This window comes from Brevibacillus migulae (genome assembly GCF_004521915.1).
GTDB lineage: Bacteria > Bacillota > Bacilli > Brevibacillales > Brevibacillaceae > Brevibacillus_F > Brevibacillus_F migulae.
The window spans coordinates 136,647-153,161 of the sequence record NZ_SDKD01000004.1 but is presented as its reverse complement, the minus strand read 5'-3'; the positions used below and the strand labels follow the sequence as shown (position 1 = coordinate 153,161).

General features: G+C 51.8%; 12 protein-coding genes. 3 read left to right on the top strand and 9 right to left on the bottom strand.

Going from position 1 to position 16,515, the window contains the following annotated elements:
* Positions 1–204 precede the first annotated feature (204 nt).
* Complete coding sequence (locus tag EIZ37_RS06150; RefSeq protein ID WP_134683698.1) at positions 205–966, top strand: IclR family transcriptional regulator; 762 nt, start codon at positions 205–207, stop codon at positions 964–966.
* Between the two features lie 56 nt (positions 967–1,022).
* On the opposite strand, the gene EIZ37_RS06145 is transcribed toward EIZ37_RS06150, so the two are convergent.
* The 8 genes from EIZ37_RS06145 to xylA all read right to left on the bottom strand — a co-directional run bounded on the left by EIZ37_RS06145 (position 1,023) and on the right by xylA (position 11,997).
* Positions 1,023–3,143 carry a glycoside hydrolase family 52 protein gene (locus EIZ37_RS06145; protein ID WP_134683697.1) on the bottom strand — a complete coding sequence of 707 codons (2,121 nt, stop codon included), beginning with the start codon at positions 3,141–3,143 and terminating at the stop codon, positions 1,023–1,025.
* 28 nt (positions 3,144–3,171) lie between these two features.
* Positions 3,172–3,996, bottom strand: coding sequence for a carbohydrate ABC transporter permease (locus EIZ37_RS06140; RefSeq protein ID WP_134683696.1), 825 nt, complete (start codon positions 3,994–3,996; stop codon positions 3,172–3,174).
* Between the two features lie 84 nt (positions 3,997–4,080).
* Positions 4,081–4,962 carry a carbohydrate ABC transporter permease gene (locus tag EIZ37_RS06135; RefSeq protein ID WP_134683695.1) on the bottom strand — a complete coding sequence of 294 codons (882 nt, stop codon included), beginning with the start codon at positions 4,960–4,962 and terminating at the stop codon, positions 4,081–4,083.
* 108 nt (positions 4,963–5,070) lie between these two features.
* A complete protein-coding gene (locus EIZ37_RS06130) occupies positions 5,071–6,411 on the bottom strand; it encodes an extracellular solute-binding protein (protein WP_205683794.1) in 1,341 nt (446 codons plus the stop codon).
* 107 nt (positions 6,412–6,518) lie between these two features.
* Complete coding sequence (locus EIZ37_RS06125; protein ID WP_134683694.1) at positions 6,519–7,313, bottom strand: response regulator transcription factor; 795 nt, start codon at positions 7,311–7,313, stop codon at positions 6,519–6,521.
* Positions 7,310–9,052 carry a sensor histidine kinase gene (locus EIZ37_RS06120; RefSeq protein ID WP_328591347.1) on the bottom strand — a complete coding sequence of 581 codons (1,743 nt, stop codon included), beginning with the start codon at positions 9,050–9,052 and terminating at the stop codon, positions 7,310–7,312. Before EIZ37_RS06120 ends, EIZ37_RS06125 begins: the two co-directional genes overlap by 4 nt.
* A 97-nt stretch (positions 9,053–9,149) precedes the next feature.
* Positions 9,150–10,646 (bottom strand): xylulokinase, encoded by a 1,497-nt coding sequence (gene xylB / locus EIZ37_RS06115; RefSeq protein ID WP_134683692.1) that lies wholly within the window; start codon positions 10,644–10,646, stop codon positions 9,150–9,152.
* A gap of 34 nt (positions 10,647–10,680) precedes the next feature.
* Positions 10,681–11,997, bottom strand: a complete 1,317-nt coding sequence (gene xylA / locus EIZ37_RS06110) for a xylose isomerase (RefSeq protein WP_134683691.1) — start codon at positions 11,995–11,997, stop codon at positions 10,681–10,683.
* Positions 11,998–12,151: 154 nt separating this feature from the next.
* On the opposite strand from xylA, the gene EIZ37_RS06105 reads away from it, so the two are divergent.
* The gene (locus EIZ37_RS06105) at positions 12,152–13,351 is read left to right on the top strand and encodes an ROK family transcriptional regulator (RefSeq protein ID WP_205683792.1); all 1,200 of its coding nucleotides are present in this window, start codon (positions 12,152–12,154) and stop codon (positions 13,349–13,351) included.
* 89 nt (positions 13,352–13,440) lie between these two features.
* Positions 13,441–14,691: a GGDEF domain-containing protein gene (locus EIZ37_RS06100; RefSeq protein WP_235827900.1), complete on the top strand. Its 1,251-nt coding sequence runs from the start codon at positions 13,441–13,443 to the stop codon at positions 14,689–14,691.
* 72 nt (positions 14,692–14,763) lie between these two features.
* Here the strand turns inward: EIZ37_RS06100 and EIZ37_RS06095 are convergent, their stop codons facing one another.
* The gene (locus EIZ37_RS06095) at positions 14,764–16,425 is read right to left on the bottom strand and encodes a PAS domain-containing sensor histidine kinase (protein ID WP_134683690.1); all 1,662 of its coding nucleotides are present in this window, start codon (positions 16,423–16,425) and stop codon (positions 14,764–14,766) included.
* Between the last annotated feature and the right edge of the window lie 90 nt (positions 16,426–16,515).

Genomic DNA, 16,515 nt, shown 5'->3' with positions numbered 1-16,515 from the left:
TATTGTAGAACAACGTTCCATTTATTATATTATACCTGTTATCCAATTTTTTTCAATATACCAACAGCGGCTGCCTGTTTTTATGCATTGCCCCTTAGTTTACAAAGGAGAACAGTTGAAATAAGATAAAATGGAACAGCATTTCAAAATTCGAGCGTCAAGCTTTCACCGAAAAATAGATGATGCGACTCAAAGGGGAACGTTATGTCAAATGTCCAATCCTTGGAACGAGCACTTACGCTTTTAAATGTCCTTTCCGAATACCCGGACGGCATTCAGATTACCCGCCTATCCGAACAGGTAGGCTTATCGAAAAGCACGACACACCGGCTGTTGGCCACTCTTCTGGCGATGAACTACGTCGTCAAGGATGAGGAAACCGAGAAATACAAGCTTGGCTTGCAGCTGCTTTATTTGTCCCGGCACATTTTGAACAGCCTCGATGTGATCCGGATCGCCAAGCCTTTTCTCGAAAAATTGGCGCAGGATGTTAACGAGACCGTGCATCTGTGCATCGAGGACAACGGCGAAGTGATGTATATCGATAAAATCGAAAGCAATCAGACCATCCGCATGTATTCGCGGATCGGCAGCCGCGCCCCAATGTATTGTACGGGCGTCGGAAAAATCCTGCTGTCCGGCATGAATCCCGAGACCTATGAAAACGTGGTATCGCAAATCGAGTTCGTCGCGAAAACCCCCAAAACGATTACCAGCAAAGAAGCGCTTGCCGAAGAAGTGGAAGCCGTCAAAAAACAAGGCTACGCGCTGGACAATATCGAAAATGAAGAAGACATCCGCTGCATCGCCGCACCTATTTTCGATTACCAAGGCAAGGTGATCGCCAGCTTCAGCACATCCGGTCCCAGCAACCGGATCACGATGGAACGCGTCCATGATGAACTGATCGGCAAGATGCGGGAAACGTCCCTGTCGATCTCCCGTCAATTGGGGTACCGGGGATAATCTTTGCATTGACAGTTGAAAAGGCCCTCTGCTCTTCTGCAGAAGGCCTTTCGCTTTTACTGTACGCCGGTTTCCTCCAGCCACAAGATACTGGTAACCCCACGCGGATAGTACTTGCTGCCGGAAATCTCCCCGGCAATGATCTGATCGCTCCAGCTCCAAATGGATAAGGTCGGATGGGTCAGCCAGGCAACATGCGCGGCGTCTGCCTTTTGCCCTTGTTCATCCCATTTCCAGCCGAGAATCTGTCGGGCGATAAACTGGCAGAGATAGATCTTACTCAGCCAGGAGTTGTTGCTGGTAGAAGATATTTTCCACCCGCCGTCCGCAAACAAGCAGACACCCTCCGTCAATACTGTCCGCAAATGCGTTTCCAACGCCTGGATGTACGCGCCAAAGCGGCCATTGCGAACAAGCGCATCGCGGCAATTCGTGTAATACGGAAAAATCAGCCCTTCGATCGCCGGAATGATCTTGGAATCGTTGTTTTCGCCGATGACGGCCGGAATATAGCCGTCCGGTGTCATATGACTCGTAATGGTTTGCGCGCATTTTTCCGCTTGCCCCCCTGCCGTCTCGGCCAACTCTGGCTTGCCGTTTTCCGCAAACAGCTTCTCCAGCGCAAGGTAGGCAGCCCAGCACTTTCCGGCCAGATAAATATTGTTTCTCGCTTGCCCGAGGGATACGTCGAGACTGTCATAGGTGGTGATTTCCGCACCACCCATCACGCGGGTGGAGTCGAGACCCATGATGCCATTGCGCTGCGCAGGGTCGGGATGATCCCGGTTCAGCATGCTCTCCAAGCAGCGCTCAAGCACACCGAGGTTCTCCTGCAGCCACTCGCGATCGCCGGTCTGTTCCACGTAAACCGCTGCACACAGCACCCAGTTGACGAGCTGCTCATGCGTCATATGCGAGAAGCATCCGTCCAGCCCATATAGCTCATAGGAGGAATACTGCGGGCGGGAAATCGTATTCGCGACGCCCATGTCATGCGTGAAGCTGATGCCGCCCGGATATTCCTGGTCATCGCCCGGAAAGCGCACGCGGTCCTCATAGCTGAACCGCTGCACAAACATGTCCAGCTCATTTTTGACTGTCCACGGGTTCATTTTTAGTTCGAAAAAGAGCTGATCCACCGTCAGGTCAAACGTGTTCATCATCCGGTATTCACCCTCGTTGACCACCCAAAACGGCGCTCCATCGACATCCAGCAGCTGGGTCGAGCCATAATAGCTGCGAATCGCATGCGCCATCATGAATTTCTGGTCCTCAGACAGCTCGGCATCCCGAATCATGCCGTTTGCCTGTTCCGATCGTGCGAGGAAGGTAGCGGATTGCTCCAGCGCATAGGACGCAACCGCCTCAATATTCGGAAAGTACCGGGTATAGTAATACGATGCGTCCAGTCCAGCCGTCACAATGCCCCCGCGATAAAAACATACGGCAAACCGATAGCTCCGCTTTTCGCCCGCAGGCACATCCATGATCAGCGCCCCCAGCGGCCCCAGACCAAACGTCCAGTTTTCCTCCAGCGGTGTGGTCAATATGTTTTCCAGGCTGAAATGCAGCGCAGACCTGACTTCGGGATCGGATGAAGCAATGGCCGTCAGCCGGCCTTGCCCGACGCCAGCTATCCCGTCGCACGTATCGTCCAATCGGCGCATCGAGCTGTACGGATCGCTGCCTTGGTAGCCGAAAAACGCCCGACGGCTCCTGTTCCCATGCGTATTGTCGATGGTCAGCTCGGCCAGCACAGCCGGAAGCAAGGTCAGCTTCATTTCTTCCTCGCTAGCAACGGCCGGGTCTGGCACGGGATGGACCTGCGTATACAACGTAAACGTCAAATCCCCCGCTCTCCATGTATCGGTGCCCAGTTGAAAATCTCGGGTCACCTCGTCCTGCGAAAAGGGCAGGATGATCTTCGGCTTGTTTGGCTCCGGGTCGGGATTTTCGATGTCGTAACGCTTGCTTTCGTCATCCGCAAAGGCGAAAAAGGGCAGCGCCTGATACATGCCTTCCTGCTCCAGCGACTCCACGCCGATGTACACATTTTGCTTGGGCGAGCGCCCCAGCTCCAGATCTAGCCCGCCCCCGCTGCCGGGAAAGCCGAGCGTAAAGCTGGAAAAGGCCCCAATTGGCGAGTGATGAGCATTGAAAAATTGATTTTTCAACATAGACTCCCCTCCATGATTGGATGAATGTTCACCCTTTTACCGATCCGGACGTGATGCCCTCCACGATGCGATTGCTCAAGAAAAAGAATGCGACTAAAATCGGCAGGATGCTGATCATCAAGGTAGCGCCGATCGCTCCCCAGTCGGTCGTATATTGGCCGATGAAATTTTGGATCCCGACCGTCAGCGTCTTGTATTCGTCCGAGCTGATGAATGTATTCACAAACACAAACTCATTCCAGTTGTAGATCATATTGATGATCGAAGCCGTCACGATCGCGGGGGACGTCATCGGCAAAATGATGCGGAAAAACAGCCGATGCACCGAGCAGCCGTCCATGATCGCCGCTTCCTCTACTTCGCGCGGCAAAGAATAGTAGAATCCGAGAAGAATCATGATGGTCAACGGCAGGTTAAAGGCCGTAAACGATAGAATCACCGCCAGCGGATTGTCCACCAGATGGAGCTTCAGAAAAATGTGAAACAACGGAATCAGCGTCGAGTGGACCGGGATCATCAAGCCGACCATGAACAGGCCGAGGACGAACTTTTTCAACTTCCAATGCATCCGCGTGATCGCAAAGGTAACGAAGCTGGCCAACAGGATGGTCAGCACCACGGAAACCACCGTGATCCAGACGCTGTTGAAAAAGTATTGGCTGATATTGCCCTCTGTCCATACCTTCGCGTAATTCTCCCATTTTGGTTCGGCGGGCAGTGCGAGCGGCGGCAGATTGAACACTTCCTGGTTATTTTTCAGGGAAAAAAACAGCAGCCAGACCAGCGGGAGGACTTGGATGATCGCGACTAGGCCCAGAAAGGCATACAATCCTCCCACCCCAAAACGCTGCATGATCGTGTGTGCGGCTAGCCCCGTCGGCTTTTGCGCCGAAGGTCTTTGCGTGGTGATCGCCGTTTTGATCGGAAGCCCTCCTTTCTACGAATATTGAATCTCTTCCTCCACGGCCGTCAGCTTGCGGATCAGCCAGGTCACCACCAGGCAGATCAATAGCAGGAAGAAGCCGATGGCGCTGCCGTAGCCAAAATCAAAGCCGCGAAACGCCTGATGGTACATATAGGAGGCCATGACCTCGCTGGCTCCGTTTGGCCCGCCATCCGTCATCACGTAGATCAGGTCAAAGTATTTCAAGGAACCGACGATGGCCAGCACGAGCGTCACCTTGATCACACTCGCGATCAGCGGGATCTTGATGCGAAACGCGATCTGCCACGGAGTCGCTCCATCGATCCGCGCTGCCTCGATCAGCGATTCGGGAATGCTCTTGAGCGCAGCGTAATAGATCAAAATATAGAAACCGGCATACTGCCAGACGATCGGGAGAAAGATCGCGCCCAGCACTGTCGACGAATCCGCCAGCCAGGCAGGTGTCTCGGTAAACCCTAGCGCGGTCAAAAACTGATTCAGCACCCCGTTGGACGGATGGTAAATTTTCAGCCATAGTTGTCCGATCGCGACGGAGGACAACAGCATCGGGATGAGATAGATTTTCCGCAGCAGGTTAGCCCCCTTGATTTTTTCCGCAAGAATGAGGGCGATCAAGAGATACCCGAACAAACTGGCCGTGGAGAAGATCGCCAGCAAAAACGAATGGTACGCGCTTTTCCAAAACATCGGGTCCGCAATCAGCCTGCTGTAATTGTCCAATCCGATAAATACCATCTCACCGATGCCATCCCACTGCATCAAGCCATAATACCCGGTCAGTACGATCGGGATATAGATCAGGGCCAGGACCAGCGTCAAAGCGGGAAGCACGTAAAGCGCGATGACCTTTTTATCGGACATGACTTTATCCATGGCGGGTTCACCCCCTTCTTATGTCGACAGGAATTTTCTGGTATATTCTGATCGACCAGGAAAAAAGGACATATCGGGCGAAGGAGATATGTCCTTTTTCTGTGTCACTTATTTCTGTTCCTGGGCGAGTGCCTCTTCGTGCTTCTTGGCAAATTCCTCAGGCGGAACCTCTTTTCCAAACAAGGATTGGATCATGTTCAGATGGGTCTGTGCCACACCTGGGCTCATCTGGACATCGGCAAACAGGGTGATGTTGCTGGCCTTGTTCAGCTCGCTGAGGATATCGATATACATTTGCGGCAGCTGCACTTTGGATGTATCGACTTTCGTGGCGGGGATCACACCCGCTTTGGTGACGGATTGCTCGCCCCATTTCTCCACAAAGAATTTGGCGAACTGTTTCGCTTCCTCCTTCACTTTTGAATTTTCGGCGACGAACAAGCCTACCCCCGGTCCGCCGACCCAGCTGTCGACATTGCCTTTGCCGCCCGCTACCGACGGGAACTTGAAGAACCCGATGCTGTCACGGAATTCCTTGGGTACCGACTCATTGGTCGTGTAATTGGGCAGCTCCCATGTTCCCATCAGGTACATCGCTGCTTTCCCGTTCATGAATTCCGATTTTCCTTCATCATTGGACAATCCGTTGAAACCCTTTACGAAAGCGTTCATATCGACCAGCTTCTGCACTTCGCCCGCCGCTTGGACCAAGCTCGGATCTTCGAAGGTGCCGCTGCGATCGATCGCCTTTTTCAACGCTTCCGCTCCGCCGATCCGGTCAGCCAGATACATGTACCAAAGCGACCCGGTCCAGCGGTCCTTGTTGCCCAGCGCGATCGGAGGCACACCGTTATCCGCCAATGTCTTGACGACGCTCTGGAACTCTTCGTACGTCTGCGGCGGCTGCAGATTGTATTTCGCAAAAATCGCCTTGTTGTAATAGACCGGGACGATGTTCAATTCCACGGGAAGCGCATACGTCTTGTTGTCAACGGCATATGCTTCCGTCGTCCCTGGTACGAATGACTCTTTCAGACCACCAGCCAAAATGTCGTCCACCGGCGCGAACAGCTTGCCTTTCACATACGGCTCCAGGAAGCCTGCTGCCCAGGTCATGCCTACATCCGGAAGCTCATTGGAAGCAGACAGCACCTTCAGCTTGTTTTTGTACTGTTCATTCTCCAGGATCTCGGTCTTGATGGTGACATTCGGATGAGCTGCCTGGAACTCCTGAATAATGTCTTTGACGATCATGTTGTGCTGCTTGGAGCTTCCCTCCGGCCATAAATGCATGAAGCTCAGCGTGACCTTTTCCCCCGCATTGGCTGTCTGAGTGCTGCCCTCACTCTGATTTCCCGTTTGCTGCGTACTCTGACTGGAACACCCTGCAAATGCGAGCACGGAAGCGAGCGAAAGGGACAAGAATGATGTAACCGCTTTCTTAATCAAGCAAAAACCCCCGTTTCCATAGTGGATTCACCTTTTGTGTACGATCAGTGTAGCATCTCGTCTGATGAGCAGTAAGGTAACAGCCATTGGGGAAAATTCCACTTTGTTTAGATCGGGATTTCCGGGGAGTGAGATTCTTTGCGAAATTGATGAGGGGTAATGCCCGTGTATTCTTTGAACAGCTTGATGAAGTACTTTGCGGTTTGATACCCGACTGCTTCCGCGATGTCGGCGATCGGCAGGTTGGTTGTCACCAGCAGACTCTTCGCCTGCTGCAATCGGCTGCGCGTGACATATTCGCCGAACGTCAGGTTTGTCTGCTCCTTGAATAGCACGCTGAAATAACTCGGGTTGAGATGCACGTGCTCAGCCACTTCCCGCAAGCTGATCGGCCTTTTGATGTGTTCGTCGGCGTAGCGCATCGCTTCTCGTATAGGCGACCGGGGTGGCACATGTTCCTTTTTCAGTATGATCAACCGATCGTCCACTACTTTCTCGATAAGTCCGGCTCGCTCCCGATGGGCTTCCACCTGCAGCGCTTGCTCGACCGCTTCAATCAGCTTGGTCTTGTTTAACGGTTTGAGCAGATAATTGACGACCCCCAGGCAGATGGCTTGCTGGGCATACGCAAATTCCGAGTAAGCCGAGATAATGATGACCACGGGCTTGTGACCTTTCCGCTGCAGCGTCTCGATCAAGGTCAATCCGCTGATTTCCGGCATGCGGATGTCTGTGATCAGCAGATGCACGCTGCGACGGTCCAAGACCTCCAGCGCTTCCTCACCATCTGCCGCACTGACGATCACAAAGCGGCCGGCCGACCATGCCCCCAGTGTTTTTTGCAAGCCTTGTCTGGTTCGCGGTTCGTCATCGACGATCAAAATCGTTTTGGCACCCATCATGGAATTCCCCCTTCACAAGGAATTTCAAGGCTTACGCTCGTACCTTGGCCTGCATCGCTGCGGATATGCAGCCCGCTCGGTTGATGTTCCTGATAATACAGCTGCAGTCGCTTCTTCACGTTGGCAATCGCCATTCCCTTGCCTTTCAACGGAGAGACTTTCCCCTCCTCCAGCGATCTCACAATCGATTGCAGCGCATCTGGCTCGATTCCCGGTCCATCATCCTTTATCGTAATGACCAGTTTACGATCATCTGCCAGGCGTTCAGCGGTGATCAGCACCGAGCCAGGGCCCATTTTGTTGCCGACACCATGCAGGATCGCATTCTCCACGAGCGGTTGAATGAGCAGCTTCGGCATCCTTGCCTCTTCGCATTCCGCTGCGGCCGATATCTCCCACGTCAGACGCTCCCCGAAGCGCATCTTCATGATCTGCAGGTAGCGGTCCACATGCTCCAGCTCTTCTTTTACCGATACCCATTCATCCTGCTTGGGATCGCTGATCGTGTAACGGAACAACTCCGACATCGCGATCACCAGCTCCGCCAGCTCCTCCTCCTGCTTCTCCTCCAAGGACCAATAGAGCGCGTCCAGCGTGTTAAAGAGAAAGTGCGGATTGATCTGCGCTTGCAGGGCTTTCAGCTCGCTGCGGCTGCGGAGCAATTCCTTTTCATAGACCACCTGGATCAAGTGATTGGTGTTTTCCGCCAGCTGATTGTAGGTTTCATTCAATTCATTGATTTCCACGGTAGAAAAATGATGGGGACTCGGTTTGAGCTCGCCCTGCCTGGCCCTACGCATGGTCTTGGTGAGCGTGAGGATGGGACGAGTAATGATTGTAGAAAGGAGATAGGAAAATATGAGAAAAATGATGAAGCCAGCCGCAGCGGAAATCGTAATGGCAGTACGCAGCACAGTGATCCCTTCCGTCAGGGTGCTGATCGGCGTAAGGATCGCCAGTGTCCATCCGGTCTTTTCCGATGTTTGCTTCACGACGATGTATTCCTGGCCATGAATGGTGACCACCTGCTGATGCTCCGCGAAAATCGGTCTTGAGTCCCCGCTATAGTTGGAGGCGATCGGACGATTCTGTTCATCCACCAGCACCATGTATTCATGCTCTTTCCCGGCTGATGCCGCTTCGATCAATTGGAAAAAGCCAGCGTTGATCCGGATCACCAAGTAACCGCCATTGGAAAACCAACGGTCCATCAGGCTGACCCTGCGGATCGCCAGAAAATACCCCGGATCTTTGGGATCCTTTCCCGCCCACACCATTTTCCCTTTAGCGAGGTTTGCCTGCTTCACCCAGTTCGGATCCAATCGTTTGGCCAGATGCCCTTCCCCCAGCGGGAGCAAACGGCGGTAGCTTGGCAGGTAGAGCTCAAACGAATGAATCCCGTCGGAGTACGCTTGGTACGAATTGATGATTTGCATGAGCGATTGTCTTTTATAAAAATCAGAGCGATGCCCGTCACTTTCCGCTATCAATAATTGCTGGACGTACGAATTCGTCGCGACTTGCTGGGACAGCATATCGATTTGCTGATACAGCGTCTCCAATCTGCCGCTTGCTTGAACCGCTGTCTGCTGCATCTGCTTTTCCGCATTATTTTTCAACAGGGTAGAAACCAGCTGGAACGTCATGATCCCTACCAACAGCAGCACAATCCCCATGGCGAGCAAAAACACCACGAGAATCTGATTGCGCAACGTGTTCATTTTGCTTAAACGAGCCACCAAGCTGCGTTCATCCTTTCACCCATAGCGTTTCAGCGAAAAAAGGATGGAAACACGGTTTCTTTCCATCCCGATCGTATTTATCTCAGTCGTGCGTTTACCTTCTGAATGCAGCAAGCTCCCCGCTGATTTCCCTCGTCTGCGGATAAAGGGATTTGTAAATACGGTACAGCTCGTCATACGCTTCCGCATGCTCGGAGCGCGGCTGGAAAGCGTCCGTCCTGCGGATAAACTGTCGAGCGCAATCCTCCAGCGTGGGGTACCATCCGCATCCGACCGCGGCCAACATCGCCGCTCCCATCGCCGGACCCTGCTCGCTCTCCAGCCTGATCACTTCCGCCTGAAACACATCCGCTTGGATTTGCAGCCATGTCTCATTTTTGGCTCCGCCTCCGATCGAGACGATAGACGGAATCGCTTTTCCCTCCGTACGCAATATTTCTATGGATTCTCGTAATGAAAACGTAATGCCTTCCACAACGGCTCGCGTAAAATGAGCAAGCTCATGTCCGCCGTCCATGCCGATGAAGCTGCCGCGAATAAGCGCGTCCGCATGCGGTGTACGCTCCCCGTATAGATAAGGGGAAAACAAGAGGCCACCCGCACCAGCCGGCACCCGGTCAAGCTGCTGCAGCAATTCCTCAAAGGACTGATTCGGCGCAAACGTGTTTTTAAACCACGTCAGGCTTTGACCGGCCGAGAGCGTCACTCCCATGGCGTAAAAGGCATCTTTTTTTCCATGGTTGAAAAAGTGCAGCTTGCCTGCATAATCTGCGCTGGGATTTTCTTCACAGGAGAGGATCACGCCAGACGTTCCGATGCTGCACATGGTCTCGCCCTGTGTGAGAATGCCTGCGCCAATCGCCCCACAAGCATTGTCTGCCCCGCCTGCAAACACCTTCACCGCGCTGGTCAGCTCGCATTGGGCCGCGATTTCCGGCAACAACGTGCCCACGAGATCACCTGAATCCACGAGTGGCGGACAAAGGCTCTCCGGCAAATCGAATGCTTGGAGAATCTCAGCGCTCCATTTCTTGCCTGTGATGTCGAGTAAAAGCGTACCCGCAGCGTCCGAGAAATCCATGGCGATCTGTCCGGTCAGACGATAGCGCACATAGTCTTTGGGCAGAAGGAATACAGCAGCTCGCTGAAAACGCTCAGGCTCATGCTCCTTCACCCATAGCAGCTTTGGCAGCGTGAAGCCTTCCAGAGCGGGGTTTCTCGCGATCTGCAGCAGCTTGTCGCCCAAGACCCGCTTGATCTCTCTGCATTGGTCGGTTGTCCGGGTGTCATTCCACAAGATCGCATTGCGCACCACCTGGTCATGCTCATCCAGCAGGACCAGTCCGTGCATTTGCCCGGAAAAGCTGATTCCTTCCACCTCAGCGCCGGAAATGCCGCTCGTATGCAGCAATTCCCTCAGCGCCGAGATGGTCTGTGTCACCCACTGTTCAGGCTCCTGTTCACTGTATCCCGATTTTTCGTGGATCAGCGGATACGACGCGGAGCTTTCCCCGCATACGATCCCCTGCTGATCCACTAGCAGCGCTTTGACACTGCTCGTGCCCACATCGATTCCGATTACATACGTCATCGCAGCATTCCCCCCGCCAAAGCGGTGTGCCTTTTTACAGGTCACCCAGAATATATTGATTCAAGATGGATCGCAGAAGCTCGAGTCGTCCCGATTCGTTTTTGGCGACAGGATTATTCAGCGCATATTGCTCAAGCGTGTGCAAGGTCGCTTTGCCTTCCACGATCTCCTTGCCGATTCCTTCACGGAAGCTGCGGTACCGCTGTTCAATCACTTGCTCAAACACACGGTCCTCGATCAGCTTCGCCGCGACCTTCAAGCCTTTCGCATAGCTGTCCATCCCCGCGATGTGGGCATAGAACAAATCCTCCGGTTCAAAGGAGCCGCGGCGCACCTTGGCGTCGAAGTTCACCCCGCCTTTGCCCAGACCGCCGTTTTTCAGTACCTCATACATCGTCAAGGTCGTCGAGTACAAATCCTGTGGGAATTCATCCGTATCCCAGCCGAGCAGCAGATCGCCCTGGTTGGCATCCAGCGAGCCAAGCACGCCGTTGATCCGTGCGACGCGCAGCTCATGCTCAAACGTATGGCCAGCCAGTGTCGCGTGGTTGGCTTCCAGATTGAGTTTGAAATAATCTTTCAGTCCGTATTTTTGCAAAAACGCGATGCTTGTCGCCGCATCAAAATCATACTGATGCTTGGTCGGCTCCTTGGGCTTCGGCTCGATCAAAAATTGCGCGTCGAAGCCAATCTCCTTGGCATATTCAATCGCCATCTGATACAAGCGCGCGAGGTTATCCAGCTCGAGCTCCATATCGGTATTCAGCAAGGTCTCATATCCTTCACGCCCACCCCAGAACACATAGTTCTGCGCATCGAGCTCTTTGCCGATCTCCAGACTCTTTTTCAACTGGGCTCCTGCATATGCATACACATCGGCATTGCAGGTAGTGCCCGCTCCGTGCGTATACCGCGAATGGCTGAACATGTTCGATGTATTCCACAGGAGCTTGGTTTTGCTTGTTTTCATGTAATCCTTGATCATCGCCACGATCTGGTCGAGATTCTCATTTGTCTCCCGCAACGTGTCTCCTTCTGGCGCGATGTCGCGATCATGGAAGCAGAAGAACGGGATATTCAGCTTTTCATAAAATTCGAAGGATGCCTCGACACGCGCCTTCGCCAGATCAAGACCCGTGTAGCGGTCCCATGGACGCAGCGCCGTTTTTCCCCCGAAAGGATCGGCGCCTTCCCCGGTAAACGTATGCCAGTAGGAAACGGCAAAGCGCAGATGCTCCTCCATGGTTTTTCCTGCTACGACTTCCTGCGGGTTGTAGTATTTAAAGGCGAGTGGGTTGGTGGACTGCTTTCCTTCGTAAGCGATTTCAAGAACATTTTGAAAATAACTCATGCGAACCCCTCCAATTGGATGAATATGGTTTCTACACGATTATCATAACAGCGAAAAGTTAGTTTGTCGATTGGCTAAACAAAGTATTTGCCAATCCGCGCATTCCGTTCTACACTGATAACGAAACGTAGCACAAAACTTATTGAGGTGGATTATGACTGTAACCGGCGACCAGCATCTGGTCAAACAAATCAATAAATCGCTTGTTCTCGAGACCATTCGTTGGCATTCCCCCATCTCTCGCGCACAGGTATCCCAAGTGACCGGCCTCAACAAAGGAACGGTCTCCAGCCTGGTCAACGAGCTGATCCAAAGCGACCTTGTCCGCGAGACCGGCCCCGGCCAATCCAGCGGCGGACGCAAACCGCTGATGCTCTTATTCCACCATCTGGCTGGCTACGCAATCGGCGTGGACTTGCGCGTGGACAGCATCTCTGCTGTACTGACAGACCTGCAGGGGAACATCATCGAGAGGACGGAACAACCGCTGCAGACGAATGATGTCGAGAAAGTTTGCTCGATTTTGAAGGATGCGATCCATAGCCTCATCGCCAAAGCGCCGGAGAGTGCATATGGGGTTGTCGGCATCGGCGTCGGTGTGCCAGGAATCGTGGACGAAAATGGAACGATCCTGTTTGCCCCCAATTTGAAGTGGCAGAACGTGCCTTTGCAGCATGTGCTTGCAGCTGAATTCCAGCTTCCCGTCGTAATCGATAATGAGGCGAGGACAGGGGCTCAGGGGGAAAAACAGTTTGGCGCCGGACAAGAGTCATCGAATCTGGTCTACATCAGTGTCGGTCATGGCATCGGGACGGGCGTCGTCATGAACAAGGAGCTCTATAAAGGCAGCCGCGGCTTTTCCGGGGAAGCCGGGCATTTTTCAATTGAGACCAACGGCGAATTGTGCAGCTGCGGCAATCGTGGTTGCTGGGAGCTGTACGCATCTGAAAAAGCATTGTTCCGGCAGGCTGCCCGGCTCACAGAAGTCCAGCAGCAGCTGCGGCAAACTGGAAAAGACTCTCCTGACATGGAGTTGCTGGTCTCTCTCGCTGCCAACGGAAACGCAGCGGTGATCGGACTGTTTCAGCAGATCGGAATGTATTTGGGCATCGGCATCACCAATCTGATCAATATCTTCAATCCGGAATCAATCATTCTTGGCAACCGGATGACGATCGCTCAGCCATGGATTCAAGAAACGCTTTTCCATACAGTAGCTGAGCGTGCCCTTCCCTATCATCAACAGCAGCTGCAGATTCTTTTCTCTCAATTGGGGATGGACTCCACGGTGGTAGGCGCGGCTTCCTTCGCCATCTCGCAATTTTTCACGCGTACCAAGGTCCTTGTCGATTAAGCTGTAGCCAAGCGCTCTGTGTTTCCACGATCGATTTTCGGGGTAATAGTACTGGTAGTGGAACAGTTTTACTTTGAGAGGGAACATAGATGATGTTGACAAACAGGATATACGACGTGGTTTTGCTAGCCTTGGCCTTAGCGGTTGCATTTGGTTCGGGGCACATCTTGGTGGACACCAAGCCATTCTTGATAGCCTTGCTCAGTTATTGGCTGTTTTCCAGCTTCTATCATAATCAGCGGATCTTTTATAAGAGCCATAATATCAATATTGATTACGGGGTCAGCTTCAGTCCTTCTTTTGTCTTGTTTGCGGGTCCGTTCGGTCTGTTGGTATTTGAAATCCTGTATCGGTTTACCGTGTATTTCAATAAAAAGAGAACCAAAACGGCCGATCCTGAAGAGTTTATGGATACACTCTATAACATCGCTTCTTTTGTGTTGAGCAATTCGGCGGGCTTTTATCTGTTTCAGCTCCTCTCTCCGTTTGTGCAAAGCATCCCGTTAGGCTTTTGGCTGCTGATCTTCGCCTCTGTCTATCTTTCTTCCCTGCTTTCTTCTGTTTTTTTGACAGCCTTTTTGCTATTGACAGGAAATATCCAATCGCGGAAAGATGCGTTCACAGTGATTTTCACCAACCGGACTCTGGTGGATGTTGGAAAGATTGCCTTTACGAATGGCTTGCTGCTTTATTTTCTGCTAGAGGGAAACTGGGAAATGCTGCTCGGCATGTTCATTTTGAATGATCTCGTGAGCCGTTCGTTTTATTCCAAGTCACAGAGCATTCAAAACAAGACAGAGCGGGACCAATTTGAAAAAATGGCGTATACCGATTTTTTGACCGGCACATATAACCGTGCTTTTATGGCCAAAAAAATGGACGAACTCAACCAATCTGATGAGACCATCGGGATCGTCGTAGCCGATATCGATAAGTTCAAGCAATTCAATGATACCTACAACCACGCTGTCGGGGATGTGATCATTCAGCACTTTGCGGCCACGCTGAAAAACCATTTACAAAAAGGCGATTTGCTTTTTCGCACCGGCGGCGAAGAATTTACGATCTTTCTCCGACATCGAAGCTATGCGCAATGCAACGAAACGGCTGAGGATATTCTGGCTGGCTTGCAAAACAGTACGGTTGGCTGCGAGTATAATGCGGAGCCTCTATCTCTATGTTACACGGCATCATTGGGATTATATTACTTCAATGTTGGGGTGGACACGCCTCTGGAAAAAGGCTATGTGTGCGCGGATCAACTGCTGCTTCAGTCAAAACAGCTGGGGAGAAATCGGGTGACCGCGAAGAATGGATTGGATTTGGGCATACAGTGCTAGCTTTTGCAGGCATTCATTTGGGTTTATTCAAGCCTGCATATGGAGAACAGAACAGCAGCCTTCTTCCCGCTTTCATGCGGAATAAGGCTGCTGTTCGTTTGCATGCGAATCTTGTTCATTGGCCAAAGGCAAGCGGATTTCAATCAAGGTTCCTTCGTTTACCTTGCTCTGATACGAAATGCTTCCCTGATGCTGTTTGATAATTTTGTGGCAGATCATCAGCCCCAGTCCGGTTCCTTTTTCCTTCAGGCTGTAAAACGGTTCTCCCAATCGCGGCAGCAGGTCTTCCGGAATCCCGCAGCCATGATCTTTCACCGAAACAATACACTCATTGTCTGTCTCCTTGCGCATGTCAATGTGGATTTCCCCGCCATCTGGCATGGATTCGATTCCATTTTTGATGATGTTGAGAAATACCTGCTTGAGCTGATTTTTTTCACAGACGATGGAAATGTCCGATTGTCCGTAGCTCAACTTGAATTCAATGTTATTCAATAGAGCCTGTGGAGACAGCAGCTCAACCGTACTTTCGATCAACTCGCGCAGATTGGTACGGGAAAGCTGCACTGCCTGCGGTTTTCCCAAGGACAGCAGCTCGTTGGTGATTGTTTCAATCCGTTCCAGTTCACTCAAGAGCAAATCGCCATATTGGATGGACTGATTTTCTTTTTTGTACAGCTGCAGAAATCCTTTCAAGGTCGTAAGGGGGTTGCGGATTTCATGGGCCACTCCAGCTGCCAGCTCCCCGACGATGGAGAGTTTTTCGGATTGCAGGAGAAACTCTTCGGCTTTTTTGCGCTCTGAAATGTCACGGCTGATGATGACGATATGCTCAACGGCCATTTCGCCTTGGACGGGCTTACAACGTGACTCAAATTCAATCCAATCCCCCGATTTGTTGCGGATACGGAATTCCATCGATTGGGATTGTTTGTCCTCAAACATTTGCTTTACTGTACTGCGAAACATGCTGATATCATCCGGATGCAGCAGCTTGCACAATTCAATTCCTTCCAGATCCGCGCTTTGATACCCCAGCACGTGCTCATGGGACGGGGAAAAATAGCTGATCGATTGGTCCTTTTCCATCACCATGATCAGATCGGAAGTGTTTTCGGCGATCAGGCGATATTTTGATTCGCTCGCCTCCAGCGTCTTTTCCATCGTCTTCCTGTCCGTAATGGTGCGGTGCAGTCTCACGTAAGATTCGATCAGCAAGCCGCCGATGACGACTCCCAGCATGATGAATACGAGATACTGAAGGTGAAAGAACGGTTCGTCCGTCAAAATATGAAAGGCGCATACCGTGGATACATACAGGATGATATACGCGCCAAACAACCAGACACTCTTTTTCATAGGAGTAAACCGTGAGAGATAGCGATGCAATACAGAGAAGACCAGCATGATGGATGTCCAACCGATGATGGCCGGAAGCCAATTGCCTGCTGCCAGGAGGCGTGTGAGCAAGGAGAAGATCCCGGTAATGATTCCTGCTGCCGGACCTAGGTAAGCAAAAACCAGAATGACAGGCGCATACCGTATGTCGTACGAATAGCCCGCCTGCTTGATCGACAACATCACCAGTATAATCGATACAACCCCTGCATATAGGCCAACCCACAGCCCAAACAGCTTTATCGGTTTATGGTTAATAAACGAACGAATCACCAAGGGGATACTAACCAACAGGGAAAATATGGACAGATTTACAATATAATCAAAAATAATCAACGAATGTTCACCCGCATCTTGTTAAACTCGTTTGCACCTACCTATCATAAACCAGAGCTGGCAGTATTTCTATATTCAACACGATATTTC

Bases quoted from the DNA above. Each gene is read 5' to 3' on its own strand.
- EIZ37_RS06145 (WP_134683697.1), bottom strand. From the start codon at position 3,143: ATGTTGAAAAATCAATTTTTCAATGCTCATCACTCGCCAATTGGGGCC.
- EIZ37_RS06105 (WP_205683792.1), top strand. From the start codon at position 12,152: ATGACTGTAACCGGCGACCAGCATCTGGTCAAACAAATCAATAAATCG.
- xylB (WP_134683692.1), bottom strand. From the start codon at position 10,646: ATGACGTATGTAATCGGAATCGATGTGGGCACGAGCAGTGTCAAAGCG.
- EIZ37_RS06150 (WP_134683698.1), top strand. From the start codon at position 205: ATGTCAAATGTCCAATCCTTGGAACGAGCACTTACGCTTTTAAATGTC.
- EIZ37_RS06100 (WP_235827900.1), top strand. From the start codon at position 13,441: ATGATGTTGACAAACAGGATATACGACGTGGTTTTGCTAGCCTTGGCC.
- EIZ37_RS06125 (WP_134683694.1), bottom strand. From the start codon at position 7,313: ATGATGGGTGCCAAAACGATTTTGATCGTCGATGACGAACCGCGAACC.
- EIZ37_RS06140 (WP_134683696.1), bottom strand. From the start codon at position 3,996: ATGCAGCGTTTTGGGGTGGGAGGATTGTATGCCTTTCTGGGCCTAGTC.
- xylA (WP_134683691.1), bottom strand. From the start codon at position 11,997: ATGAGTTATTTTCAAAATGTTCTTGAAATCGCTTACGAAGGAAAGCAG.
- EIZ37_RS06135 (WP_134683695.1), bottom strand. From the start codon at position 4,962: ATGGATAAAGTCATGTCCGATAAAAAGGTCATCGCGCTTTACGTGCTT.